The organism is Metamycoplasma buccale, from assembly GCF_046774455.1.
In the GTDB taxonomy this organism is placed as follows: domain Bacteria; phylum Bacillota_I; class Bacilli_A; order Mycoplasmatales; family Metamycoplasmataceae; genus Metamycoplasma; species Metamycoplasma buccale.
On sequence record NZ_CP177249.1, the window covers coordinates 483,892 to 509,968 of the forward strand.

General features: G+C 25.3%; 25 protein-coding genes and 7 tRNA genes. 14 read left to right on the plus strand and 18 right to left on the minus strand.

The window, feature by feature from the left end; all coding sequences use genetic code 4:
* Positions 1 to 2: 2 nt before the first annotated feature.
* Positions 3 to 560, minus strand: a complete 558-nt coding sequence (gene efp / locus ACLFP3_RS02140; RefSeq protein ID WP_412031327.1) for an elongation factor P — start codon at positions 558 to 560, stop codon at positions 3 to 5.
* A 194-nt stretch (positions 561 to 754) separates the two neighbouring features.
* On the opposite strand from efp, the gene ACLFP3_RS02145 reads away from it, so the two are divergent.
* The 9 genes from ACLFP3_RS02145 to ACLFP3_RS02185 all read left to right on the plus strand — a co-directional run bounded on the left by ACLFP3_RS02145 (position 755) and on the right by ACLFP3_RS02185 (position 11,089).
* Positions 755 to 838 (plus strand) — tRNA-Tyr (locus ACLFP3_RS02145).
* Positions 839 to 841: 3 nt separating this feature from the next.
* Positions 842 to 916: transfer RNA gene (locus tag ACLFP3_RS02150), tRNA-Gln, on the plus strand.
* Positions 917 to 1,102: 186 nt separating this feature from the next.
* Entirely contained in the window at positions 1,103 to 3,286 is a 2,184-nt protein-coding gene (locus ACLFP3_RS02155) for a putative immunoglobulin-blocking virulence protein (RefSeq protein WP_412031328.1), read from the plus strand.
* 23 nt (positions 3,287 to 3,309) lie between these two features.
* On the plus strand, positions 3,310 to 5,520 hold the full coding sequence (mip, locus tag ACLFP3_RS02160; protein ID WP_412031329.1) for an Ig-specific serine endopeptidase MIP: 2,211 nt from the start codon (positions 3,310 to 3,312) through the stop codon (positions 5,518 to 5,520).
* Between the two features lie 78 nt (positions 5,521 to 5,598).
* A complete protein-coding gene (locus ACLFP3_RS02165) occupies positions 5,599 to 7,071 on the plus strand; it encodes an MSC_0624 family F1-like ATPase-associated membrane protein (RefSeq protein ID WP_412031330.1) in 1,473 nt (490 codons plus the stop codon).
* Entirely contained in the window at positions 7,061 to 7,582 is a 522-nt protein-coding gene (locus tag ACLFP3_RS02170) for an MSC_0623 family F1-like ATPase-associated protein (RefSeq protein WP_412031331.1), read from the plus strand. Before ACLFP3_RS02165 ends, ACLFP3_RS02170 begins: the two co-directional genes overlap by 11 nt.
* Before the next feature lie 6 nt (positions 7,583 to 7,588).
* On the plus strand, positions 7,589 to 8,557 hold the full coding sequence (locus ACLFP3_RS02175; RefSeq protein ID WP_412031332.1) for an MSC_0622 family F1-like ATPase gamma subunit: 969 nt from the start codon (positions 7,589 to 7,591) through the stop codon (positions 8,555 to 8,557).
* The gene (locus ACLFP3_RS02180) at positions 8,550 to 9,029 is read left to right on the plus strand and encodes an MSC_0621 family F1-like ATPase epsilon subunit (RefSeq protein WP_412031333.1); all 480 of its coding nucleotides are present in this window, start codon (positions 8,550 to 8,552) and stop codon (positions 9,027 to 9,029) included. The genes ACLFP3_RS02175 and ACLFP3_RS02180 overlap by 8 nt, the downstream gene beginning before the upstream one ends.
* Complete coding sequence (locus tag ACLFP3_RS02185) at positions 9,014 to 11,089, plus strand: MSC_0620 family F1-like ATPase-associated subunit (protein WP_412031334.1); 2,076 nt, start codon at positions 9,014 to 9,016, stop codon at positions 11,087 to 11,089. Before ACLFP3_RS02180 ends, ACLFP3_RS02185 begins: the two co-directional genes overlap by 16 nt.
* A 110-nt stretch (positions 11,090 to 11,199) precedes the next feature.
* Here the strand turns inward: ACLFP3_RS02185 and ACLFP3_RS02190 are convergent, their stop codons facing one another.
* The 9 genes from ACLFP3_RS02190 to ACLFP3_RS02230 form a co-directional block, all read right to left on the minus strand.
* A complete protein-coding gene (locus ACLFP3_RS02190; protein WP_412031335.1) occupies positions 11,200 to 11,652 on the minus strand; it encodes a hypothetical protein in 453 nt (150 codons plus the stop codon).
* A gap of 95 nt (positions 11,653 to 11,747) precedes the next feature.
* Entirely contained in the window at positions 11,748 to 12,581 is an 834-nt protein-coding gene (locus ACLFP3_RS02195) for a deoxyribonuclease IV (RefSeq protein WP_412031336.1), read from the minus strand.
* A 135-nt stretch (positions 12,582 to 12,716) separates the two neighbouring features.
* A complete protein-coding gene (locus tag ACLFP3_RS02200; protein WP_412031337.1) occupies positions 12,717 to 13,556 on the minus strand; it encodes a hypothetical protein in 840 nt (279 codons plus the stop codon).
* A 100-nt stretch (positions 13,557 to 13,656) separates the two neighbouring features.
* Positions 13,657 to 13,929, minus strand: coding sequence for a 50S ribosomal protein L27 (gene rpmA, locus ACLFP3_RS02205; RefSeq protein WP_412031338.1), 273 nt, complete (start codon positions 13,927 to 13,929; stop codon positions 13,657 to 13,659).
* A 1-nt stretch (position 13,930) separates the two neighbouring features.
* Positions 13,931 to 14,233 (minus strand): 50S ribosomal protein L21, encoded by a 303-nt coding sequence (gene rplU / locus ACLFP3_RS02210; protein ID WP_412031339.1) that lies wholly within the window; start codon positions 14,231 to 14,233, stop codon positions 13,931 to 13,933.
* Between the two features lie 127 nt (positions 14,234 to 14,360).
* Entirely contained in the window at positions 14,361 to 15,113 is a 753-nt protein-coding gene (locus ACLFP3_RS02215) for a DNA/RNA nuclease SfsA (protein ID WP_412031340.1), read from the minus strand.
* 2 nt (positions 15,114 to 15,115) lie between these two features.
* Positions 15,116 to 16,078 (minus strand): ABC transporter ATP-binding protein, encoded by a 963-nt coding sequence (locus ACLFP3_RS02220; protein WP_412031341.1) that lies wholly within the window; start codon positions 16,076 to 16,078, stop codon positions 15,116 to 15,118.
* A complete protein-coding gene (locus ACLFP3_RS02225; RefSeq protein WP_412031342.1) occupies positions 16,078 to 17,790 on the minus strand; it encodes an ABC transporter permease in 1,713 nt (570 codons plus the stop codon). The genes ACLFP3_RS02220 and ACLFP3_RS02225 overlap by 1 nt, the downstream gene beginning before the upstream one ends.
* An 84-nt stretch (positions 17,791 to 17,874) precedes the next feature.
* The gene (locus ACLFP3_RS02230) at positions 17,875 to 18,270 is read right to left on the minus strand and encodes a cytidine deaminase (RefSeq protein WP_412031343.1); all 396 of its coding nucleotides are present in this window, start codon (positions 18,268 to 18,270) and stop codon (positions 17,875 to 17,877) included.
* Between the two features lie 81 nt (positions 18,271 to 18,351).
* Here ACLFP3_RS02230 and ACLFP3_RS02235 point away from each other — a divergent pair, with 81 nt between their 5' ends.
* Positions 18,352 to 18,582 carry a hypothetical protein gene (locus tag ACLFP3_RS02235; RefSeq protein WP_412031344.1) on the plus strand — a complete coding sequence of 77 codons (231 nt, stop codon included), beginning with the start codon at positions 18,352 to 18,354 and terminating at the stop codon, positions 18,580 to 18,582.
* A gap of 666 nt (positions 18,583 to 19,248) precedes the next feature.
* On the opposite strand, the gene rplS is transcribed toward ACLFP3_RS02235, so the two are convergent.
* The 3 genes from rplS to rpsP are packed head-to-tail and all read right to left on the minus strand — an operon-like array spanning position 19,249 to position 20,537.
* Entirely contained in the window at positions 19,249 to 19,605 is a 357-nt protein-coding gene (rplS, locus tag ACLFP3_RS02240; protein ID WP_412031345.1) for a 50S ribosomal protein L19, read from the minus strand.
* On the minus strand, positions 19,595 to 20,272 hold the full coding sequence (gene trmD, locus ACLFP3_RS02245) for a tRNA (guanosine(37)-N1)-methyltransferase TrmD (protein WP_412031346.1): 678 nt from the start codon (positions 20,270 to 20,272) through the stop codon (positions 19,595 to 19,597). The genes rplS and trmD overlap by 11 nt, the downstream gene beginning before the upstream one ends.
* Positions 20,273 to 20,276: 4 nt before the next feature.
* A complete protein-coding gene (gene rpsP, locus ACLFP3_RS02250; protein WP_412031347.1) occupies positions 20,277 to 20,537 on the minus strand; it encodes a 30S ribosomal protein S16 in 261 nt (86 codons plus the stop codon).
* Positions 20,538 to 20,730: 193 nt separating this feature from the next.
* Between rpsP and ACLFP3_RS02255 the strand changes: the two genes are divergently transcribed.
* The 4 genes from ACLFP3_RS02255 (at position 20,731) to ACLFP3_RS02270 (ending at position 25,304) form a co-directional block, all read left to right on the plus strand.
* The gene (locus ACLFP3_RS02255; RefSeq protein ID WP_412031348.1) at positions 20,731 to 21,621 is read left to right on the plus strand and encodes a DegV family protein; all 891 of its coding nucleotides are present in this window, start codon (positions 20,731 to 20,733) and stop codon (positions 21,619 to 21,621) included.
* Between the two features lie 130 nt (positions 21,622 to 21,751).
* Positions 21,752 to 22,990 carry a tyrosine--tRNA ligase gene (gene tyrS, locus ACLFP3_RS02260; RefSeq protein WP_412031349.1) on the plus strand — a complete coding sequence of 413 codons (1,239 nt, stop codon included), beginning with the start codon at positions 21,752 to 21,754 and terminating at the stop codon, positions 22,988 to 22,990.
* A gap of 13 nt (positions 22,991 to 23,003) precedes the next feature.
* Positions 23,004 to 24,068: an alanine/ornithine racemase family PLP-dependent enzyme gene (locus ACLFP3_RS02265; protein WP_412031350.1), complete on the plus strand. Its 1,065-nt coding sequence runs from the start codon at positions 23,004 to 23,006 to the stop codon at positions 24,066 to 24,068.
* Between the two features lie 210 nt (positions 24,069 to 24,278).
* Positions 24,279 to 25,304, plus strand: coding sequence for an IS30 family transposase (locus ACLFP3_RS02270; RefSeq protein ID WP_412031351.1), 1,026 nt, complete (start codon positions 24,279 to 24,281; stop codon positions 25,302 to 25,304).
* A 154-nt stretch (positions 25,305 to 25,458) separates the two neighbouring features.
* Here the strand turns inward: ACLFP3_RS02270 and ACLFP3_RS02275 are convergent.
* From ACLFP3_RS02275 to ACLFP3_RS02295, 5 genes are all read right to left on the minus strand, one after another.
* A tRNA-Leu gene (locus ACLFP3_RS02275) sits at positions 25,459 to 25,542 on the minus strand.
* A gap of 5 nt (positions 25,543 to 25,547) precedes the next feature.
* A tRNA-Thr gene (locus tag ACLFP3_RS02280) sits at positions 25,548 to 25,623 on the minus strand.
* 150 nt (positions 25,624 to 25,773) lie between these two features.
* Positions 25,774 to 25,849: transfer RNA gene (locus ACLFP3_RS02285), tRNA-Val, on the minus strand.
* A 2-nt stretch (positions 25,850 to 25,851) separates the two neighbouring features.
* A tRNA-Glu gene (locus ACLFP3_RS02290) sits at positions 25,852 to 25,927 on the minus strand.
* Positions 25,928 to 25,931: 4 nt separating this feature from the next.
* Positions 25,932 to 26,006 (minus strand) — tRNA-Asn (locus ACLFP3_RS02295).
* Between the last annotated feature and the right edge of the window lie 71 nt (positions 26,007 to 26,077).

The window sequence follows — 26,077 nt, forward strand, 5'->3', positions numbered from 1 at the left end:
TTTTATGCTCTACCAACATATTTTCCAGTTTCGGTTGAAACAACAATTTCTTCACCTTCTTTTATAAAAAGAGGTGTTTCAACTTCATAATTAGTTTCAACAACAACCTTCTTTTGTGCTGCTTGAGCAGTATTTCCCTTAACTGCATCCGGGGCCGAAACTACTTTTAAAACAACATTTGTTGGTAATTCAATGTCTAATATTTCTTGTTCGAATTTTCTTACTATAACTTTTTGACCTTCTCTTAAAAAATTGATTTCTCATTCAACATGATTTAGAGGAATTTCAATTTGTTCAAAAGTTTCTTGATCCATCAAAACAATAGCTTCACCAGAATTATACAAATAATCCATTCCCACTTTATCTATCATTGCTCTTTCAACTTTTTCTCCACCAGTAAAAGATTTAATAGTAGTAGAACCCGTTCTTAAATCTTTAACTTTTGCTTTCACATTTGCTTGACCACGGCCTTGTTTTGAATGACTAGCTTCTAAAACAACATAAATGTTGCCTTCCATTTGAAAAGTAACTCCTGGTCTTAAGTCATTAACGTTTATCATATATAATTTACCTCAATTTCTAATTTATAAGTTAATGCTAAAATTATAATTAAATACTTCTAAAAAAACTTAAATTTATTTAATAAATACGGTATTTAAAAAACAAAATTATCTTGGCATTTTATTTTTCAAAAAAAATTAAAAAAATGCTAATTACAAAAAATTAATATATAATATGAAACGCAACAAAAAATGGAGGGGTAGCGAAGCGGCCAAACGCGGGTGGCTGTAACCCACTTCCTAACGGTTCGGGGGTTCGAATCCCTCCCCCTCCACCATTTTGCCCTTTAGCCAAGTGGAAAGGCAGCGGTTTTTGGTACCGCCATCCGTTAGTTCGAATCTAACAAGGGCAGCCAAATCACTAAATGGTGAAAAATTACTAAAATATAGGAATAAAAATGTTAAAACGAGATTTATGCTCGTTTTTTTTCGACAATAAAGTGCTACAATGTTTAAATCTTTTACAAAAATAGGGTTAATAACATTGTTAATAAATGGATAATTTGCCTTATAATAAGTTGAAAATAAAGGAGACAAAAGAAATGAATTTCTTTAAAAAGCGAAAAAATCGTGTTGTTACAATAGTGTTAGGTAGTGCTATAGTTACTACTTCTGCTATTGGTATTGCTGCATATTCATCAACTGCCAACAGAACTTATCGGGCAGGAGATTTGGGATATGATAGTTCTAGTCCAAATTTAATTCCTAAAGATAACTTAGATTCTAGGGGTGCAAATCCTTCAAATAGTGATTCTAACTTAAAGGAAAAACCAAAGGAACAACCTAAACCTAAGGAAAACGATCAAACTAGCAAACCACCAAAGCAACAAGAAGAAACCAAGCCTGCAACTAGACCATCTCAACCTTCTAATCCAGCACAACCACAACCTGGTGAGCAAGAAACTGAAGTAGAAATTAATGGTGAGAAAGTTAAAGCTTGAGTAGTTCCTCAAAAAGATCGTAAAGTTAACCAATATGATAAAGATAAAGGATTAACAAATAGAAATCCTTATCAAAATCACATTGTTCCTGATCTTAAACGTATTGAAGTGACTCCTGAATTAGAAAGAAAAAACTTAGAAAATGCTAAGAAAGGTTTAGATAATTGACAAAACCAAGATTTTGCTAGTAAGATGGCTTTACCAAAAACTAAAGATTTTGATCCTGAAGCTTTTGCAAAGCAAAATCCTCATGTTTGAGCAAAATTACTTGATAAATTTAAACGCCTTTTAGACTCTCCTAATGTTTCTAAATTTTTAAAAGAAGATGCAAGAGTTGAATATGAAAAAGGTAAAAAATTTGACTCAGAATATCAAAGATATGGTTGATTAATTGCTAACTTGGATTTTAGTAAATTTAAGAAGACTTCAAAAACTGCAAAAGAATATTTAGAAAAGGGACTTATTGCCGATCCAGATAATGCATATATTAATGAAAATGGTGAAGTTGATTCATATGCTTACTCTCCTCCGAAAGATTACAATACTGCTACTTCTCGTATGGAAAGAGATAATAGAGATCGTCGTGTTTTTGGATATGAAGGTTGAGAAGGTAGAAACCCAGGTCAAATTGAAAGTGGAACTTATAAAGGCTGAACCAAAACCGACAAGACTAATGAACTAAATAATAAACACAACCTTGGAATTAATAATGGTGATGGTATTAAAATTAGTGAATTAAAACGTGATAAAGAAATTCCTGGAAAACTTAACCAAGGTTATGTAGTTGAAATAGATGCTTCTAACCCTAATGGTTATCAAAAAGCTAAGAAATTAATTGAAGACTTAAAAGCAAAAAACATTCAAATTACCGGATATCGTATTACTAATATGGGTAAAAACGATTCTAATCAACAATTTAAGGAAATTTTGAGAGCACTTCCTGATGAACTTCCACAATTAGAACTATTTTTTGCTGCTTCTGCTGCAAACACTTCTTCTCTAATTGAGTTAGAAAATAAAAAGATAAAAGAACTTTCTCTATATACACTAGGAAATTCACTACTTGATAAATGATCACTTAATCCTTGAGCATTAAAAAATGTTGAGTGAGTTAATAATATTGATTACAATGTGAGTTGAGATTATCGTCCTGGATCTAAAGTAGCAACAAGAATTACTTTTGATACTTTAGCATTCGAGGAATCTGATTATAAAAAAGGTGCTGCTGATCCATATGAAAGAATTAATGATGGATTAAGAATGGCATATTGAGTAAGAAATAATGAACCTATTTTCCAAGGCGGAATGGGTCCTGGACTTAAACCTGATCATAAAGAAGGTGAAAATAGTTATGCTACAGGTCTTGATTTAAGTCGTGTTCCTTCTATGAAATCACTACGTGGTTTAGTATTTTATGACAAATTTAAATCTGAAAATAAACCAAGAAAACTAAAAAGATTAACTTTATTTAATGATAAAAATGTTTTTGAAATGGACATTGAAGAATTAAATCAAGCCGGATTTGATAATATGGCTTGAACTGAAATGGGTCCTCCTCCAACAAAAATTATGTTTAGTAATGGTTCAGATACAAGAAATTTAAGAATAAAAGGTACACAAACATTATCATCAACAGGATTACAAAACTTGAGAATTTTAATGGCAATTTGTGATAACTTAAAAGGTACAAAGATTAAAGTAGATAAAAATGCTACAGATTTAATTAATCAATTAAAAAGCAATGGTTATGGAGTTGAAACTGGTGAGGATTATGATTTCACTTAGAATTCTATAATTAGGAGAAAATAATGAAAAAATCAAAGAAAAATATGTTGGCAATCTTAGCATTGCCTTCAACACTTATTGTTCCTTCACTAGTAGCAATTTCATGTGGTGATCAAACAAAAAAACCAAACACACCCGACAAAGATAAAGAAAATAATAAAGTTGAAAAACTTTCAGATGAAGAATTTCAGAAAATAGTTGACCAATCAAACGGTACTAATACTTTTGATTTTCAATATGGAGGAATGTTAGGTTCAAGAAAATCTAGTGATATCCTTCCTACAGAATTTGAAAAAAATGTATCAAATATTAATTTAATTCCAAAAAGTCAATACAAAAGCAAAATTGAAACCAAACTACTTAATGCTGTTATCGACCAAGATGATGCATCTGAAAATACTCAACACTCAAATAAAACTGGTTCATTTAAAATTAATGTTGAATTTAAAAACAGATCAACCGGCAAAATTGTTAACAAATTAATTAAAGTTGACGGTTTTAAACATAATCAATTTGGTGCGGATGAAAATGGAAGAATTCCTTCTGATCCTAGTCAAGGTTTAAAAACTGATTTAGAAGAATACATTAAAGCAACTCTTCAACAACGTTTTAAATATGACAATGAAAAATATATGGCTATTTTAAAATCTCGTTATCAAAATAAACCATACACTGAAGTTCGCCCAGATCTTCATATTAGTGATGAAGAAAAAGCAAAATTTAATAAACTTGCCAAAAAATTAGGCTTTGATACTTATGAAGACGCCGCTTTAAAAGGATTTACTTTACCTTCATGAGAAGGTAGCGATAAAGGTTTAGCCATAAATGGTGGTGATGAAGTGGCTAAAGGACCTTCTTGAGTAGATTCTTTGGGTAGAAATCCATTTAAAATTTATGGACTTGCAAGAACCCTTCCTAATGAAACTTATCGTAATATTGCCTTGCAAACTTATTCAGTAACATTTAGTAATCCCGATGGTAGAGGTGAAAGAAGTTATACAAATACTTCAGGTACTGCTTGATTAATGGATTATAAAAAAGAAGCGGGCGAATCATATCCTACCAAATGATATTTAGGAACAAATGTCCATGTTGCTGAAGCACTAAAAGAAAATATAACACATGCTTTTAGTATGCTTAGATTGAGACAAAATGGTCAAATAAAAAGTACATTTAAATTAGCCGATTTAGATGATCATTTTATTAGATTTGGTTTTGAAGGAACTAAAGGAATAAAAACAGTTTATACTGGAAAAGATTTTCTTAAAAAAGACCCTTCAGATTATTTGGTAAAAAGTCAAAAAGATAAATACAAGGACGTTAAAGAAATGGCTGATTTTGCTGTTATGGAATTGGATTTTAAAGAATTGGTAAAAACTGCTTATGCAAGAAGCGGCGGTGGAACAATTTCTGATTTACCAAAAACTGCCGAAGAATTAGCAAAAAGATTTACAAGCAATTATTACAATAATCATAGCCAACATGTAAAATTCAAAAAAGTTTCATATTTGAAAAATTATAGTCAAATTAATTATCCTCTTGTAAAGAGTAAAGAAACTAATGTAAATCCAACCGATCAATTATATGCCTTAGGTTATCCAAGCGCTATAGGAGATTTTTTCTTTGAAAAATATATAGATGATGATCAACTTAAAGTAGCAAGATGAAACTTTAGTTTATGAGTAAACTCTAAATATAATTACTATGGTAGATTAACACAAGGTGAAGGATCTGCTAGTCAATTTTCAGAAGAAGAATTGAAACAAGGAAATTATTTATCCTATGAACTAGGTTATCGTTCATTCTCAAATATGCCAGGGGTAACTGATGCATTTTTAGCTGCGGCACATTTAGGTAGTGATTTTTATACAAGTAGTGATGGCAAAAAATATATGAATTTTGGACTTCAATACATGCCAAGACATTATGCGCCTGCTGGCGGAGCATCTGGATCAAGCATAAGAAATCAAAACAATGAATTAGTTTCTGTATATCATGCTGCTAATGATGCTGCTAAAACTGGTCTTTCAGCAGCATTTAGATCAGAAGGATATAACTATGAAGGTGCATTTGGTGAATATAATTTACCACAATATGATTTAATTTATGGTGGTGGAAAAGATCAACTAACTTCATATCGTGAAGCAATGCAAAAATTATATCCTGGTGAAAAAACGGGTTTATTCCCTGAAGGTTTTGACAAAATACCTGAAGGTTTTGAATTTACTAATTAATAATTTATAATATATCAAAAGTGTATTATTTACACTTTTTATTTTTTAAATGTATTATATAAATAGAAATGAGAATTAATGGAAAATGTTACTTTATTAAATAAAAAAATTTATGATGATTATGAATCATCTTTAATTAAACGGGAGAAAAATAAATTAGTAAAAATATATAAATGAATTATACTTTCGTTTTTATTTGTTAGTTCACTTACGATTTTATTAATGACTCCACAAGCAATTTTTGTAAAAAGTATTTTGAATAATAAATCGCTTTCTTCATTTTTTGATTTTGGAACTGATAATTCTGAACAAACAAATGCTGTAATAATTTTTAGATTTTTTACTTTAAGCTTTTTGCTTTTTTATCCTTTAGCTAAAAATTATATGAATTTATATTTTCAAAAAGAAACTATAAAAAAATATTGACCATGATTTATTGGATATTTGTCATTCTCGATTGTGGCGTTCGGTTTATTTTTGGGATTTTATTCAGAAAAACCTCTTAATAATATTCTTATCTTAACAAACCTTATTTTATTATTAGGATTAAATATAGGTTATTCAATCTATTCATATAAGTTAAAAAGAAAAACAGAACCATTAACTTATAGCAATAAAAACCTTTTAATAATAGGCTTAACTGCACAAGGTTTATTAGTTTTATCAGTTGTATTATTTTTTGGACTTTGAGTTTATTTTGGATACCATAAACAATTATCAATTATTACTTTATTTCACTATAATAAATTTTATAATTTTTGAAAAAATTTATTTGGTATAAAAAATGCTTATAATCCTATTATTATTTTGGTTTTTGCTATTTATTTAGCCGCTATTTTAGTAGGAGCAAATTTAGAAAAAATTACTTTTTTAACTTCAAAAAACTATAATCAAAATTATTTTAAAAATCAAATAGTATTTTCATTAAGTTTATTAACTGCAATATTAGTTTGATTCATTAGAATATTTTTTATAAAAGTAAGTGATGCTAATAATTTAGGTTCTTATGCTAAAACTAATTATTTATATGTTTTAGAAGTTTTATTTGGTTTTATTTTATTAACTATTTATATTCTTACTTCAACAATAAAAAGATTGAGAACAAAAAGCACCGCAATCAATACAATTTACTTTGCTTTTTTTGAAACATTATTATGAATTTCTCTTTTAATTATTAATTTTTTAAATCGTGATGCAAAAGTTAACGTTATTAATATTTTCTTTATTAGTTTATTTTCAACTTTTATGCTATTATGATTTATTATCAAAAATAGAGCATTAAATATTTATACAATGATTTTTCTAATATTGACTATTTTTATTACTATGCTTACCTTAACAATTTTTGGATTAAACCAAATTCTTTTGGGTAGCGGAAATTATTTATTCTATACTATTAATAGTCATTTATATTTAATGCAAATCATTCTAATTACACAATCAATAAACTTATTTACTTTCTTTATTACTTCTATAATAAATTTAATAATTATTTTATTTAAAATATCACAAACTAAGGTTTTGCTAGGAAAGGAAAACTATGTCAAATAAAAAACAAGAAAATTTAGAAAACAAAATTACTTTGGATTTCTTTAGTGATTATGACAATCTAGTAAAAAAAGAAAACTTTATTGCTTATGATAAGGTTTTAGCTTCAATTTTATTGAAAAATAATTCAAGCTTTGATTCTGATTTATATAAAGAATTTTATAATGCTGTAACACATTCAATAAAAAATAAATTACCTATCATTTTTAACAAATTTAGTATTAATTTTGATATGAATTTAAAATTTTCTACTATAACAAGAGTACCAAAACTTATTTTAAGTGATGATGTTAATGTAGTTGCCTCTGAATCAGAAGAAGGAGCAAATTTAAAAAGTTCAACCGATGTTATGTATAATAAATTTCTTGCTACTTTAAATGATGAAATTATTACTTTAATAGCGAAAAATTATATTGTTGAAATCTTACCCAACATTATTATGTTTATGTCAGAAAATACAGAATCACTTAAATTGTTTTTTGCTAAATCACTTACTATGGGAATGATTGGGTAATTTTAAATGCATTTAGATAAATTAATTCAAAAACAGAGAAATTTAGAAAATATTTATTTAAAAGTAAATAATGATAAAAACATTTTATTAATTGACATTATGAAACTCAATAAAAAAATGTTTTTTTACGTTAATAATGCTATCTTAAATAAAAATCTAATTAATGGTTTAAAGTATGAATATGATGTTAGAAACCCTTTAATTCATGAAAAAACTAAAATTTCTGAAAATGTATTTTTTAAAAAAATAAAAAATTTCTTTGTTAAAGAACGCCAATTATGAATTTATTTAACAGAAGAACAAAAATATTCAACCGATTCTTATAGTAGATATGAAAAATACATTTTGAAAAATATTTCAAAAGTTAAAGCTGATTTTATTACTATTGGGACTAGAGCATTAAAATTTTGTCAAGATAACAACTTAAATATCTTAAAAAGTTTTACTGAAAATGACAAAAAAAACAATTTAGCAGCAAAATTAACTCAAATTATAAAAATTTTGTACACTGATGACAATTATAGTAGTGCTTATTTTGTAATTAACTCAAATAAAAATTTTGAAGGCGCTTTTAACATTTTGCCTATTAAAAATTTCAATGTTCATAAATTATTAGGAATAGATGAAAATAATTCAACTAAAAATATTAAAAATTTTAAAATCTATCCTAGCATTGAAGATTTTGTTGATACAGAAATAAACATATTTTTAGAAAATGCCATTCATTCACTAATTATTGAATCATCATTTTATAGTGCTAAAACTGCTTTAGTAACGACAAATAAAATTATTAAAGATTTAGATGAGAGTCTTCTTAAATTGAATAAAAAAATAACTCATATTAAAAGAGAAAAAGAAGTAGAAGAATTAATGCTTATCACAAGAAAAGATTCTTTTTTAAATTTTGATAATAATAAAGTCACTAAAACTGTAAGAAGTCAAGAAGATAAAATGTTAGAGGTAGCAAATGAATAAAACTAAAATTAAGGGTTATGAAATTACTATTAGTTTTCTTGCTAACAAAACTTCTTCTTTTAAAAATGCATATCTATATTTAAATTTAAATAACGAAGATGATTGAGCCATTATTAATGATGAAGCAATGGCAAGTTATGAAAAAATAATTGTCAAATTAGAAATATTAGAAACTAAAAAAACAAAATTTCTTTTCTTAAAAAATACAAATATTGTTTTTGAAAATAAAACCATTTTAATTAACACTTTTTCTGAGAGAAAGTTTTATAAAAAATCTAATAATAAAGTTATGTTAAAAGATAAACTAAAAGAAGTAAATAAACGAATTGATCACTTAGATGCTTTACAAAAAATCGGTTTAAATATTGACCAATTTATTGAACTTAAAGAATTAAAAGAAAAGCAATATGAACTTAAAATGCAACAACTTTTAAATTTAATTGAAGAGGATACTACATGAGTAAAAAAATAAAACCATTTTTATTATTAGGATCTGCATTAGTTTTACCAATAATGCCCGCTATATCTTTAGCAAGTGCTAAATCATTAAGAGAAGATCCTAAAAACCCCGAGCCTAAAAAAGAAATAAGTCCACTTTTTGATACTTTTGATACAAATGCGAAAAAAGAAATTAAAAAGGGTATTGAAAATGCTCATGCTGCAATAACTTCTTTTTTAGAAAACGAGTTAGCAAAAACAAAAAATTTAAAAGATGGTGATTATAAGAAAAAGTTAGAAAAAATCATTTATTTACAAGCTCTAATAAAATTTTTTAAAGAAAATAAGGAACAAATTTTAGCAAAACCTGCTGACTTTGGGTTACATGTGACATTTCCTTATGTGCTTTCGCAAAACAAAAAATATAATATTGGAAAAATTACTTACAATAATAAAACTTATGATGGTGTAAAAATTGGTAATACTGAAGACTCAAACTATACAAAACCAGTAGCCCCAAAAGGCATAATAACTAAAGAAAAAGAAGAAGACAATTTTACTAGTAATGAAGATTTTTCAAAAGTAATAGATAGTTATGTAAAAGCAATGTTAGCAGAATTTAGCAAAATTGTTTACAATGAAAAAGATATTCCTGAAATTGATAAAGACATAACTTTAGATCCTAATGATTCTTTAGGACTTGCTCCAAGTATTCCAAAAGGATTTTCTAGTTGAAAAGACTATATTATTGCAAAAATTCACCCTCGTTTTGTTGAATTTGACTTAAATCAAAATAAAGATTTAGGTGATCCTAAACCAAATAATCCTGCTAATCCATCTAATCCTCCAGCAGTAACACCACCTTTAGTTCCTAATCAATCTCAGCCTGGTGAACCTAAAGTTTCAATTGATACTCTCCCTATTTTAAATCCTGAAGTTTCTAGTGAATATGTTTATAAAGACGCTAGTTCTTTAAGTTCATTTTATACCTCAGCTTCTGAAGAAGAAAAGAAAAAAGTCTTTTTCTTTAATAATCCTATAAATACTAGATATAAATATGAAGTTGCTCAATTAACTAGTAATGGTGATACTTTAACAGCTGTTGTAACTATTAGTGATCGTGTTAAACCTGAGTTAAAGAGATCATATACAATAGAAAACATTAAAGTAGAAAATACCGAAGCCAAAAAAGCAAGACAAACACTTTATAAAAGTCTAATTGAGATGATTCAAACTCAATACAAAAGACTTTATGAAGCAATGGGAATAGATGACAAATTAGATTATGTTCGCTTAGGTAATCAAAACTTAGTTTCTGCTTTATATTCAATGATAGATGGGGCAATCAAAATTGCCAATGGAGAAAAGTTTAATAAATATGAAGAGCAACTTTTAAATCAATATATTAAATATTGAAAAGCTGGTAATAGTAATCAAACTTTAACAAGACAAATTGCTAATAATGCTTGATATAATGCATTAAATGCTATGTCTTCAACTACTATCGATCAAAAAGGTTATTGATATCTTTTGGCTAAAGGATTTGAATATTTATATGAAGAATATAAAGATGCTATTAGAGTTAATAATCGATATTTAGTTTCTAATTATAAAAATAATAATTTAGATATGGGAGTTATTAGTAGATTGCTAGAAAAAATTGGTCGTGATACTTTTAGATTAAAATCAATTGCTTCTGCACACCCACTTGATATTATTAGTTGATATAATGAATATATCCAAGCAGTTAAAGAATTGAAAGCACAATATATATTGTTAAGTAAAATTGCCATTACTAAGCAAGTTATGCCTAATACTGATGATGGTAAAGCTTTGAAAGAAGCATACAATCAAGTCCAAAATGTGTTAAATAATCAAAATAAAAATCAAAATAAATTTGAAATAATTTTTGGTTCTATTTTAATAGCGATAGGACTTTTAGCAATTATTGCTGATTTAACTATTTTAATAATAAAACGCCAAAGTGCAAAGCAAAAGAAAATATTATTGTTATATATTTTAATTGCCGTCTTTGCATTAATTATGGTAATTAGTGGTGTAGCCTTAACACTTATTGGTGCTTTAGGACTATAGAAATTTATATTATTAATTTGATGTTAAAAAAACACAAAATTAAACTTTTGTGTTTTTTTATTTATTTTAAAGTAATATATTATGAATAACATTTTTATATTTTAAAAAAATTAATAAATAGAAGTTTTTCTAAAGTTTTTAATTTCATTTTTATGAAAACTTTCTAGCATCTCAAACTCAGATCTTATATAGTCATTAAATTTTGCTTGTTCTTCAAATTTTCTTAAAACGATTTCATGAAACTTATCAATTTCTTGAAATTTATTTAAAACCATTTTTTGAAATTTGTCAATTTCTTCAAATTTATTTAGAACCACTTCCTGAAACTTATCAATTTGCTCAAATTTTTGCAAAACAATGCTTTGGAAATCTTCTGTACTTAATTTTTTTGTTTTCACTTTCTTACTATCCTTCTTAACAATTTGATAGAACAAGATATTTTCATTATCAATTAATATCTTTTTATAAATTATATCATTGTACAAATTAAAGCTACTTATAGTCTCCTTTTTGCTTATGTCATTAGACTTATCTAAATCAATAATTAATTTACTTTTATTCATTTTTACCTCTTGATATTAATTTTCGTAATTTATTAATTCATTTAAATAAAAATGAGAAAAATTTGAGAAAGCTTTTAACTAATATTAAAAGTTTACTATAGTTTATTATCCAATAATAAAGCTATTTCTTCTTTGTATGGACTTTTGTTTTCGATATAAGGAGTTTCTAAAATAATAGGAATATTATCAAAATCTTTATCATAAACAAATAATTTTAATGATTCTAAACCTATAAAACCTTTTCCTATATTAGCGTGACGATCTTTGTGAGTTCCCATTTCATTTTTTGAATCATTAAGATGAATAACTTTAATATATTTTAAAAGGTCGTAATCTTTAATAATTTTTTTAAATTCTTCATAATTTTTAATATTGTAACCAGCATCTCAAATATGGCACGTATCTAAGCAAAGAGCAACTCTATTATTATTTATTTCATTTAAAATGTACTTAATATCATCTAAATTAGTAAAAATTTCTGTGCCTTTTCCAGCCATGGTTTCCAAACAAATAATAACATCCTTAGTTTGTTTTAGAATTTCTTTTATGTTTAATATTAGTGTTGATATTGCTTCATCTTTAGTATATTTAGTATAAGCACCTGGGTGTAAAATTAAATATTTTGCATTAATATAATTCATTCTTTTAATTTCTTCTATTAAAAAATTCACTGAAAATTCTTTTTTATCTGGGTTGGATAAATTAACAATATATGGAGCGTGAACTATAATATCTTCATTTAATATTTTATTGTTATATTTGTTTAGATATTCATTATATAAATAATTTTCTGGTTTAACTCTAAATGTACTTTGTGGTGGTCCTAAATAAATCATGGCACAATTAGCATTATTATCTAAACTTTCTTCAATAGCTCCTACTAAGTAAGTTGGTTTTTTAAAAGATACATGGCTACCTAATTTAATCATTTTTACTCCTTTTAATTAGTTATTTTTATACGTTTTAAGATTATTTTTAGTTTATACATATTTTATCAAAAGAATAAATTAGTAATTAATTCATATAAATTAACATATTAAAAGAATGTTCTCTTATTGGATTTTTTAAGCTGTTTTTAGTATTTTTTTATTTGACATTTTTATTTCTTTAAACTTTAATTTGCATACTAAAGAAATAAACAATATTAAAGAAGGTAAATAAACTAAATTTACCAAATATATTAATTGTGCAGTTTCAGATACCATTCTAGCGACATCATCAAATCCAACCATTGAATTAATTATTTCAGGAACAATTAATGAAGAAAAAAGAATAATTCTATAATCGACTTTTCAATTATGAACAATACCATAAAGCAAAAGTCCCAGTCCGATAGCTAAAATCATTATAATTGGATAAATAAATGAAAGTAAAACAACTTTTAAATTACTGTTAGTGATTTTAATTAATAACGTTGTTAATAAAAATCAATATGACAATCTAATAACATATGTAAATAAGTATTCTAAAATTTTGATATTTTCTATTTTAATTGGTACGTTTTTAGAGTGAGGTCCTTTGGTTCTAAAATAATAATTTTGATTAATAAAAACAATCATTATATTAATTATGAATACAAAAATTAAAAATAAAATAGTTATTAAAGCTAAAAATTTAGATATATTATTTTTTTGTTGGTTTTCAATTTGAATATTTTTCTTTGCAAATTGTTTTCTTATTATGTAAGTATTTCAAAATAAAATAAGACATAAAATTACTAAACATAATTGACTTAAATAAGAAGGATTAGTTAAAAAAACTTGGTCTAACATTGCAAATATTCTAATTATTGCTATTTCCCTATCTATTTTTAAAAATATTGCCATTATTATTAAATAAATGCCAAAGGCAAATAAAAATATTAAATATGGTAAAAATAATAATAAAATTTTCTTAGTTTTCATTCAATTTTTTATTCCTTTTTAATAACCTTGTATATTTAAAATTATAACTTTAATTAAATAAGATTAAAAAAACTAGGACACTTGCCTAGTTAATTAAAAGTTATTTTGTTGCTTTTGTTTCTTCGTTTGGATAAACTGAAGCAAATTTACGATTAATTCGATCTTCAAATTTAACAATTCCATCTATTAAAGCAAATAAGGTATCATCTTTTCCTCTGCCTACGTTTTTACCAGGGAAAATTTTAGTTCCTCTTTGACGATAAATAATGCTACCTGCTAAAACGAATTGTCCATCAGTTGCTTTTACACCAAGTCTTCTTCCAGCAGAATCTCTACTATTTCGGGTTGTTCCACCAGCTTTTGTATGTGCCATGTTAGTTTTCCTTTATTTCTAAGATTTTTACTCTAGTATATGGTTGACGGTGACCTAATTTACGTTTGTGAGTGCTTTTAGCATTATGACGATAAACAACAATTTTTTTTGCTTTTCCTTGTTTTTCTATGGTAGCAGAAACAGAAGCATTTTTTAAGTAAGGTGTACCAATTTTGTCATTAATTGCTAAAACTTTGTCAAACAAAACTTTTTCACCTTCTTTGCCATCTATTTTTTCAACAAAAATAGTATCACCAGTTTTAACAATAATTTGTTTTCCACCGGTTTCAATGATAGCAAACATTTATTTTGCCTCCTTATATTTTGTCACATCCTTAAGGTACTTAATAAACTAAGTTTAAAACCTTTTTAGTATGGTTACTCTATAAGTAACTTTATCATTATACCAAAAATAAAAAAAATCACTAATTTTAGCAACAAGTCAAAACCTTTTTAGTGATATTTTCATATGATAATAAACTAGCTTTTTCTTTAGTGATTTTAATATTAATATTTCAAATTTTAAGACCTTTATTAATAGCGATTTTCATGACTTTTTTAACTTCTAAATAGTTTAGACTATGAAGTCATTCTTTAAAATTAGTTATTTTGTATTGATAAACAATTGCTAATATTGCTTGATTACCATTTTCTAAAAGTTTTGTTAATTTTTCAATATGTTTGATTAATCTATCATAAGATGTAAATTTACTAAAAGGAACAATTTTGATATTTTTATCATATTTAACATTAATTGTTACTAATGGTGTTTTTACTTCAAGGTAAAGATTATTATTAATTAAAAAATCTAATTTTGAGTTATCTATTTTAACTTCTCTTTTTAAGGTTTTAAAATTATTTATCATCTTAGGAAATTTGTTATTTTTAATAAAAAATTCCATTAATTTATTTGAAAAAATTTGATTAATTCCTATTCAATTTTCATTATTTTTATCAAATGAAACCGCTTCAATAGTATTTAATAATTTTCTTTTATTATTTTTATTTGAAGAAACTAAGCATGATATATTATTAAGATCAACATTGCCTATTCGACTAGTAACTGGACAATGACAAGTTTCAACTTTATTATTTATATTAACTTTAATAGTAAATTGAGTTTCTCTTTTAACAATTTTAGCTTCTTGTAAATGATTATTAAAATAGTAATTATTTTCATTCATAATTATTCACTTTTTGAACTATTGAAATATATTTCATTTAAAGTTTGTTTATTCTTATCAAAAAGTTCAAGTTCAATATTATTTTCTATCATTTTACTTAATAATAGTTTTTTTGCATTTTTGTTTTCTAAATAAACTAGAAAAATTTCATCTTTACTTAAATTAAATTTAATTTTTAGTGATTTAAGTAGATTACTAAAAGTTTCATAATTATTTTTATTAATAGAAATTTTATAGTTATATTGTTGTTGAGCATTTTTTTGTGCAATTGTAGAACTTTCAATTACTTTTCCTTTTTCTATAACAGTATAACTATCGATATATTTTTCTAATTCAGCAAGGATATGAGATGAAATAAAAATAGTATTTCCTTTTTCGTGAAATTTTTTAAGTGCCTCATAAAAATCAACTCTTGCTGCAGGATCTAGATTAGCAGCAGGTTCATCTAGAATCAAAAGATTAGGGTCATTTATTAGTGATTGCATTAGCATCACCTTTTTCTTTTGACCACTTGACATATAGTAAGGACTTTTGTTAAATTCTGGACCATCCATTTGATATTCTTTTAATAATAAAGCAACTTTTTCTCTAGCTACTTTAGGTTTTAATCCGGAAATGCAAGCAAAATAATATAAATATTCTTGAGTTTTGATTTTTTTAGGAAAATCACTTACTTCAGGAATATATCCAATTTTTCTTTTTGCCTCTTTATTTGTAGAAGGTATAGAATTTAGAAAAATTTTACCTTTAAAATCATTATAAAATCCTAACATACATCTAATTGATGTGGTTTTACCTGAACCATTAGAACCAATAAAACCATGAAATTCACCTTTTTTTACTTCAATGGTTATGTTATCTAGTGCCTGAAAGGTACCTTTAAATGTTTTAGATACATTATATAAACCCAATGCAATATTTTCATTAACATTTAAATTATTTTTATTAAGAAGTTTATTTTTCATTATTTTAAACTCCTTTTTTTATTAATTAAATAACCCATTGAAATTAAGAATCCTGAAATAAATAAAGGTAAAAGAATTGATCCACTAACATGTATTGATTTACCAACTTTTACAATTTTAAAATTATCACTATTAGCTTCAGCTAAAGAAAAAGTTGCTTTAAGATAATTTATTTGATTTAGCTCATTGCTAGAATTAAAATAGTCTTCCATTTTAGTAATTAAAAAGAAATTTTCTATGTCTTGTTCATCAAATTGATTTATTTTTCCTTTTAAATTTTTGTAACTTAGTAAATCAATTTTTTTGATATTTTTTGTAGAACCATTACGATTTTCATCATAATATTTTACTAAAAAGTATAGAGCAGCATCATATGGACTTAAAATGTTTCAATAAAATAAAGCATCTTCTGTTTTTGAAGTAAAGGTCCCAATTTGTTTAACTAATTCAAGATAAGCTTTTAAAAAATCACCATTAAATGAATCAAAATTAAAATTTTTAATAACATTATTATAAATAGATGAAAGTAATGACTTAACTTCATTTGAATTATAAACATCATCATGACTTTTCAATTTTTGAATAAATTTAATAAGTTTATCAATTGCTTTTTTGACATTTTCCTCAGACAATATTTTTTTGACTTCATTTAATTTTAAAAGTATTTCATTTTTAACAATCGGAAATAAGTTTTTATTAATATTTGATCCCCTTGAAAAAATATATTTTGTTAAAACGTTATTTTTGTTTTTTGCATCAAAAGTAACATATTTTGATAAATTAAATTCATTTTCATTAATGTTTTTTATTCATACTTTTGAAGTTAAGAAATTAACAGTTGGATCATAAACATTTGTAAATGATTCATAAATATTTTGAATATGGGTAATTGGTGAAAGCCATCCTCATTTAGGTGTTGTTAGTTTTTTATTGTTTTCAATTAAATTTTTTGTTTGTTCTTCAAAATATGTTGAAAAATATGTACCAAATAATTTTGGCATAACAGAATTTCCATTCTTCGATTCATAAGCAAATTCATTTTCAGTTTTTGTATTTTTTCTAGTTAAAAATTTAAATTGATTTTTTGATGCTAAATCTCCTAATTCATTTACACCATTTTTTCTTGTGGTGTCAATTGAAAAAGTAACAAGAGTAACGATAGGTAAATATAAAGGAATTTGAGCCAAAAGCGGAAATGCTTTTTGATTAGTAAATGAAGCTACAAAATAACAAAAAGCAGCAAAAAATAGTGTAAATAAAACAGTTGAAATAAAGGTAGGAATAATTGCTTTTAAAATAAGATTATTATTAAAACCAAAAGAAGCAAAAAGGCCTATTGTTGCAATTCAACTAGCAAAAGTTAAAATAGAAGCAGGAGTTAGCAACGCTCCTAAATTAGCAAAATAAATTTGACCTCTACTTAAAGGTTTAGAAGTCATAATATATTGCAATCCATTCTTTCTATCATCATAATAAAATAAATGAGTTAAGTAAATAATATAAGTCGCTAAAAAAACCATATGATAAATTATCAAACCATATGTAGTTTTATAAAAATCACCATTTCCTAATGCTGAAGTTGTTTTTTGATGTCTTAAAATGGTGAATATTATTGCACCAATAATTTGAAAAAGTAAAGTTAAGGCAGGAATCAAATAAAAACCTACTGCCCGACTTGCTATTTTCATTTTCAATTTAAAATATTGATTCATATTTTCTCTCTTCTTTCTTTATAGAATTATATCAACTCAATTAAAGTAATAAAAAATCCACTTTTTAAAAAAGCAGAATTAATATTAGTTTTTAATGTCCTCGTCTTTTACTTGAAAAGGAACCATTTCTTTTAAGTAGTGTTTTTCGGTTTTGGTAAGTGAATAGTTATATAAATATACTTGTCCATTTGGTTTTAAAAATTGAGTTATTACTTGCATACATGCAAGACAAGGATATAAAATGTGTTCTTTATTGCTAATTATATGAATTTCTTTAAAGCTACCTATTTTTGCTCCTTGAACTACACTACTAAATAGTGCACTTCTTTCTGCACAAAGACCGCTAGGAAAAGCTGCATTTTCACAATTTACACCATAAAATTCATTATTTTTATCATCTATAGCAACACTAGCAACTTGAACATTTGAATATGGACAATAACTTAATTTTAATTTTTCTTTAAGTGTTTTAACGTTCATACTTTATATTTTACATTGTTTATTTATTAATTAGAACTATAATTAAGTTGTAAATATAATTTCTAATTTAAAAGACAAAACATGAATAAGTTAAATTTTTATATATTTAAACAATTTTTACCAACAATAGTTTTATATTTTTGTTTTTGCATTTATCTAGTTATTATGGCAATTATTACAAGAATTTATAACTTATCTTTTGAATGATACAATACAACTTTAGCTAATACATTTTTCTTAAGATTTTCAGTAGTTACTCAAATTATTGTTTTCTTTTTATCATTATCACTTGCTTTAAATATTTTTTTTTAGAAAAAAATTATGCAAAAAAGTTAATTATGAAACTTTTATAAATAATAAAAATAGGATTATTTTATCTTTTAGTTTTTTACTTGGTTTATTTTTATTTCTTATTTTATTGATTAATCTTTCAATTGTTTTTATTAACCAAAACTATTTATATTATGATTTCAAAACTCATACATATATAAAAAATCCAATTAACAACCTAAAGATACTAGAATATGCTTATATATTTTTACTAAGAATGATTTTTAATGTCTTATTGACTATATTTATATCTAAATTTCTATTTTCTAAAAAATCAGTTATTATAGTTTTGATTTTGTATTTTATGTTTACTTTAATATTATTTATTATTGGCACACTTTTAACTTTAATTAAACAACCTTATATTGCTTATTGAGTAATAACATCATTATCTTTGTTTTATCCAGAGATAATGAATATACCATTTCAATGAGTTGGCGAATTTAATGGCATTTTAAGAAAAACTTTATACAATAATAATTTTTTAGCATACTTACCTTACTTTTTTTCATTCATATGATTAATTTTATTAATTGTTAAGATTCCTTTTAAAAAGATTAAATTCTAAAAAATTAAAATAAAAAAATGCCTTTTCTAACATTATTTTTTGTTGAAAAATGCATTTATAGAATTATTAAATTTGGAAAATTATTTTGTATTTTTAATTTCCTTAAGTCTTGCGCTTTTGCCCTTTAGACCTCTCATGTAGAATAATTTAGCTCTTCTAACTTTATTTTTTCTAGTAACTTCAATACTTGAGATAAGTGGTGAGTTTAATTTAAATGTTCTTTCAACTCCTACACCGTAAGAATCTTTTCTAACTGTAATTGATTTATTGATACCTTCTCCATAAGAAGCAATAACAAGACCTTCAAACATTTGAATTCTTTCTTTGTTTCCTTCTTTAATTCTTACATTGATTTTAACGTTGTATCCTTCTCTTATTTGAGGCAAATCATCTCTAATTTGGTCTTTTTCTACCATTTCTATTAATTTAGTTCTCATTTTTTATCCTTTCAATAATATCTTTTCTATTCTTTAGCGTTTTTTCATATGCTTTTTCTTTTCTTCATTTTTCAATCAAAGCGTGATTCCCATTTAATAAGACCTCAGGAACTTTTAATCCTTTATATATAGCAGGTTTAGTATATTGAGGAAAATCTAATAAGCCATTTCCTTCAAAACTTTCATTTTCATGACTACCTTTTTTTAAAACTCCTGGTGTTAATCTTGCAATAGCTTCAATCATTAGCATGGCGGGAATTTCACCACCAGTCAAAATAAAATCACCAACTGAAATTTCTTCATCGACAAAGTTTAATACTCTTTCATCAAATCCTTCATAATGACCGCATACTAAAGTAATTTCTTTATGTTTTGCAAGTTCATGAGCTTTTTTTTGATTAAATAGTTTTCCTTGAGGAGATAATAAAATTTTATAACTGTTTTTAACAGTTTCTAGTGCTAAATCGATTGGCTCTACTTGTAAAAGCATTCCATCACCACCACCATAAACTGTGTCATCTACTTTTTGATGTTTTTCTTTTGAAAAGTTTCTGAAATTTATCACATTTATTTCCAAGTGACCAAGTTTAATTGCTTTCGCAATCATACTTTGCTCTTTAAATGCTTTAAAATAATCAGGAAATAAGCTAAGAATATTTATTTTCATATTTTTATTTGTTTTTATTGGCAATATATTTTTGGTAGAAATCTTCTTTTTTTAGTAAAGTTCTTACAGTTTCAGTAGGTTTAGCACCTTCATTTAAATATTTAGTTATTAATTCATAATCTAAATTTAATTTCTTGCTGTGAGGGTCGTAGTATCCTAGACTATCAATAAATTTACCATCACGAGGACTTCTTGCATCAGCGGCAACTATTTTATATGAAGCAGTAAATTTTTTACCTGTTCTTTTTAATCTTAATTTAACCATTAATTTTTCCTTTCTCTTTCTTTATTAGTTAATTAATAAAACTATTTTATCATAAAAAATAAAATGTCAAGCAAAAATACTTGACAGTTAATTTATTTTTTTTGGAAAATGCATAAGGATTAAAAGTTATGGGTGAGTTTTTGTATAATTAAAAAGATATTTATTATTAAATATACGAATTTAAGGAGTAGTAATGAAAATTAAAATTATTCTTGATTCTTCTTCTGGTTTAAATAAAATAGAAGCTGAAAAATTAGGATGAGAGTTGATGCCATTAAGAACTGAAATTAATGATATTTCTTATGAAAATGGTGTTAATATGGATACCTATGAATTTGCCAAAATTTGAAAATCAAATAAAAAAGTTGATGCTCGTACAAGTTGTACACCTCCTGGAGACATTACCAAAATGGTTGATAAATATATTGAAAATTACGACAAAATTATAATTTATCCTATTTCTAAAGAACTTTCTAGTCAATATAGTTTATTGTACAATTTGTACAAAGATAATGAAAAAGTCTACATTGTTCCAAGTAGAAAAATTTCATTTTTGATGGTTAAAGATTTATTAATTCTTGAAGAAGAACTTAAAAATGGTAAATCATTTACTGAAGCAATTAAAGTTTTTGATGAACCTCATGAAAGATTAATTCTAATTCCTGAATTTAATGACGCTTTAGTTAAGGGTGGAAGATTATCAAAAGCCGCAGCAGTTATTGCAAAATTATTAAAAATAGTACCTATTATAAAAGTTGAAAATGGTTTTTTAGAAAAATATGGTATTGGTAGAGTATTTAGAAAAACATTAACTAAAACTTTAAAAGAAATATATGAAAAAGAATATAAAGATGATCAAAATGAAATGAATGATTATCATTTAATAATTATGGATGCCGCTAATGACAATATTAGTGAAATCGCTAAAGAATTAAAAGAAAGCATTGGTTTTAAAAATGCTTATAATTGAATACTTTCAACAGATATATCAGTTCATACAGGTATAGGAGCTATTGCTTTTGCAATTATTAAAGTTCCAAATGTAATAAAAGAAAAGTTCATTTCTTTATTTAAAAAATATTAATTAAAATAACATAAAGTCTAATAATTAAGCTTTATGTTTTTATTTTTAAAAATTTTGCAATTTATCTATGTGTAAATTTATTTATATTTGATAATATACTTATAAATATATATTATTAGGAAACATGGTTATGAGTAAAAGTATTCTTGAAGAATTAAAAATGCGAAATATTTTAAACAATATATCAAGTGAAGACAAATTTAATAATTTAAAAAAAGGTGTAGGGATTTATACGGGTTTTGATCCTACTGCCAAAAGTCTACATTTGGGTAATTATGTACAAATTATTACTTTATTAAGATTTAAACAATATGGATTTAAACCAATCGCTATTTTAGGGGGAATCACTGGAATGATAGGTGACCCTAGTTTTCGAAATTCTGAAAGAAAATTTTTAGATGATGAAACACTTATAAAAAACAAAAATGCCATTAAAAAACAGCTTGAATTTTTTGGTTTAGAAGTAATTGATAATCTTGATTTCTATAAAAATTGAACTATTATTGATTTTCTAAAAAATGTTGGTAAATTAATAAATGTTAATTATTTATTAGAAAAAGAAAGTATTGCAACAAGATTAGCACAAGGATTGAGTTTTACTGAATTTAGCTATCAACTAATTCAAGGTTGAGATTTTAAAACACTTTTTGAAAAAAATAACGTAAAAATTCAATTAGGCGGTAGTGATCAATGAGGAAATATCACTACAGGATTAGAAATTATTAGAAAAATTCATGGCGAAAATGCAGATGCTATTGCTATAACTGCTAATTTGTTGTTAGATGAAAATGGAGTAAAATTTGGCAAAAGCACTGGTGGTGGTTCACTTTGACTTGATAAAGAAATGACTAGTCCTTATTCAATTTATCAATTTTTATTAAATAGATCAGATATTAAAATTGAAGAATATTTAAAATGACTTACTTTTTTAGATGTTAACGAAATAAAAGATATCATGACTAATCATAATTTAGACAAATCTAAACGAATTGCTCAAAAAACATTAGCCTATGAAATAGTTAAAGCAATTCATAGTGAAGAAATAGCTAAAAAATGTGAGGAAATTTCGCAAATTTTATTTTCACAAAATCAAGATAATTTAGAATTAAATCACTTAGAAATGCTAAAAGGTTTTTTAAAAGAATATGATGTCAAAAAAAATGAAACTTTTATTGAAATGTTAAGAAATAATCAAATTGTTTCATCAAATAGAGAAGCACGTGAATTTATTCAAAAAAAATCATTTAGTATTGATAATGAAATTATTGATGATGAAAATTTTATTATCAAGTTTAAGAAATTCAATAATAAATATGCCTTATTAAAAAAAGGCAAAAAAGAATTTATTATCTTAAAAAAAGGATATTAATAAAGGAAATAAAATGGCATACCCCCGTATTATAATTAATGAAACAAAATTTAAAAATAATGTTAAAGTTGCAATTGATATTTGCAAAAAAAATAATATTGAAGTTTTAGCAGTAACAAAAGGTTTTGTGGGCAATAGAAGAATGGCCGAACTTTATTATGAAGCAGGGATAAAATATTTTGGAGATTCAAGATTGGAAAATTTTGAAGTATATAAAGATATTCCAGGACATAAACAAATGCTTAGATTGCCTCAAATTGAAGAAATTCCAAAATTAGTTGAGCTTTGTGATTCTAGCTTAAATGGTGATTTGACTATTATTAAAAAAATTAGCGAATATAGTTTAAAAAATAACAAAATTCATCAAGTAATTTTAATGGTTGATATGGGCGATAGAAGAGAAGGTGTTTTACCAGAGGATGCATTAAAAACAGCTGGTGAAATTATAAAATTAAAAGGCGTTAAATTGATAGGAATAGGTTGCAATTTTGGTTGTTATGGTGCTAGAGTACCTTCAAAAGAAGCAATGAATAAATTTATTGATATTAAAAGAAATATTGAAAAAACATATGGAATAAAATTATTTCATATTTCAGGCGGTAATTCTTTAAGCTTACATATGGTATGAGAAAACACTATGCCAGAAGAAGTAAACTTTTTGCGAATGGGTTTCGCAATGATTTTTGGTACTGAAGATATGTATCGAAAAACTATTCCTGGTATGTATCGTGATACTTTTAGATGTGAAGCAGAAATTGTTGAAATTGATAAAAAAAGCTCATTACCAGAAGGAGCATGTGGTATTGATGCTTTTGGTCATAAACCTGTTTTTGAGGATTTAGGCATAATTAAACGTTTAATTTGCGCTATTGGTAAACTTGACACCATGTTTGATGCCATGTATCCATATGATAAAGATTTAAAAATTTTGGGTGGATCTAGTGATCATTTAATTATTAATGCTCAAGATTCTAAAATTAATTATCAAGTTGGAGATGTTATTAGTTTTGATTTGGATTGAGGAAGCTTACTTTATTTATTTAATTCAAAATTTGTTGAAAAGGTTTTTGAAAAATAATAAACTTCCATAAAAACAATTATCAAGGCACTTGAGTGCCTTTTTTAATAATTAATTTTTTTAAATAAAATAAAAAATCAAGTAAGCATACTTGATGCTACATTGTAATATAAAGTGCAACACTATGAAATAATTTTTATAGGTTGCATTTTTTATATTAAAGTAAATAAAAAAAGAGCAACCTAAATAAAGTGCTTCAAGAGGTTACTCATGATTAATTATAATCACTTAAATTACAAAAATAGAATTATTATTCAAGAATATTTAAATAAAGGTTTTTCTATTAGAAAAATAGCCAAACAAATAAATAAATCACCATCAACAATATCTCGCGAAATAAAACGCAATTTTGATAATGATAAATTAATTTACAATCCAGAAATAGCTAATCAAAAGTCTATTCTCAGAAGTAAACATAGATCTTATTTTTGATATTTTTTAGTAAGAGATAGATATGAAGAATTTATCGATCAATTTGCAGCATTATATGATGGTAAACTTTGAACGGTTGAATCAACTTATTTTTTTATAAAAAATAATATGAGTGTAAATGAATTTGAAATACCATGTTTAAAAACTATTTTTAATTGAATAAACTCTGGTAAATGAGTTTTTAGTAGAAAAGATTTATTAAGAAAAAATTACACAAAAGGAGGAAAACGTTCAAAAACTAATGTTATTGATCGCCTTGTTGGAGCAAGATATATAAAACCAATATGAGCAAGACCAAAAGAAATAAATAATCGATTAGAATTTGGGCATTGAGAGCTTGACTTAGTTTGTGGCAAAAATGTTAGAGGTGCTAATCATATAATCACATTAGTAGAAAGAAAAACAAGGTTTTGTTATGTGGCAGTTATGAAAGGTAAGCATCCTGATAATCTTAATAGAATTTTAAATAATTTAATTGCAAATAATAATATCCCAGTAAAATCGATTACTACAGATAATGGTTTTGAATTTAGAAAAATTGGTTTACTAGCTTACAAATTAAATATATTTGTATATTTTACTGATAAATATGCTTCATGACAAAAAGGAAGTAATGAAAATTGAAATGGTATTTTTAGAAGAATTTTTGCTAAAGGCACTAATTTTAATGAAATTGATATTAATGAAATTCAAATTGCCACAGAAAGAATTAATTTTAAACGTAGAAAAATTTTTAATTGAAAATCCTCATATGCTTTATACGAAAAAGAATTAATAGAAGAATATAACAAAATATTTGCTTAATAAACTAATTTCAAATATACTCAAACACTAATATTCAGTGTATTTTTGTTTTTTAACTTTTGAAAAATATAAAATAAAACATGAAGCACATAGGTGTTGCACTTCATGTTACTTTCTAGCATCAAGTAAGCATACTTGATTTAGGTTCTTGATATGGTGCGCGAGGAGGGACTTGAACCCTCACATCAAAGATATTAGTGCCTAAAACTAACGTGTCTGCCAATTTCACCACTCGCGCATTAATGGTGCCGTCTATAGGACTTGAACCTACGACCTACTGATTACAAGTCAGTTGCTCTACCAGCTGAGCTAAGACGGCACTTTTTTAAGTTGCTTTATTATTATATTAAAAAAAATAGTTTTTCTTAAAAAAGCAATTTATTTATTGAATGATTTTTATTTAAATAAAAAATGAACAAAGATTCTTGTTCACTTCAATGTACATTAAAGGTGTCTTGTTTTAAACAAATGGTGGAGAATGAGGGGCTCGAACCCACGACCCTTGCCTTGTAAGGGCAATGCTCTCCCAACTGAGCTAATTCTCCAATGGTGACCCTAGCGGGACTCGAACCCACGCATGTATGGATGAAAACCATATGTGTTAACCACTTCACCATAGGGCCATAATGGCGCCGACTATTGGGTTCGAACCAACGACCAACTGGTTAACAGCCAGCTGCTCTACCGCTGAGCTAAGTCGGCACTCTATGTGTATTAATGCTTTACTATTATAACTAAAAAAATTATCTTATAAAGAAAATTAAAAATATTTT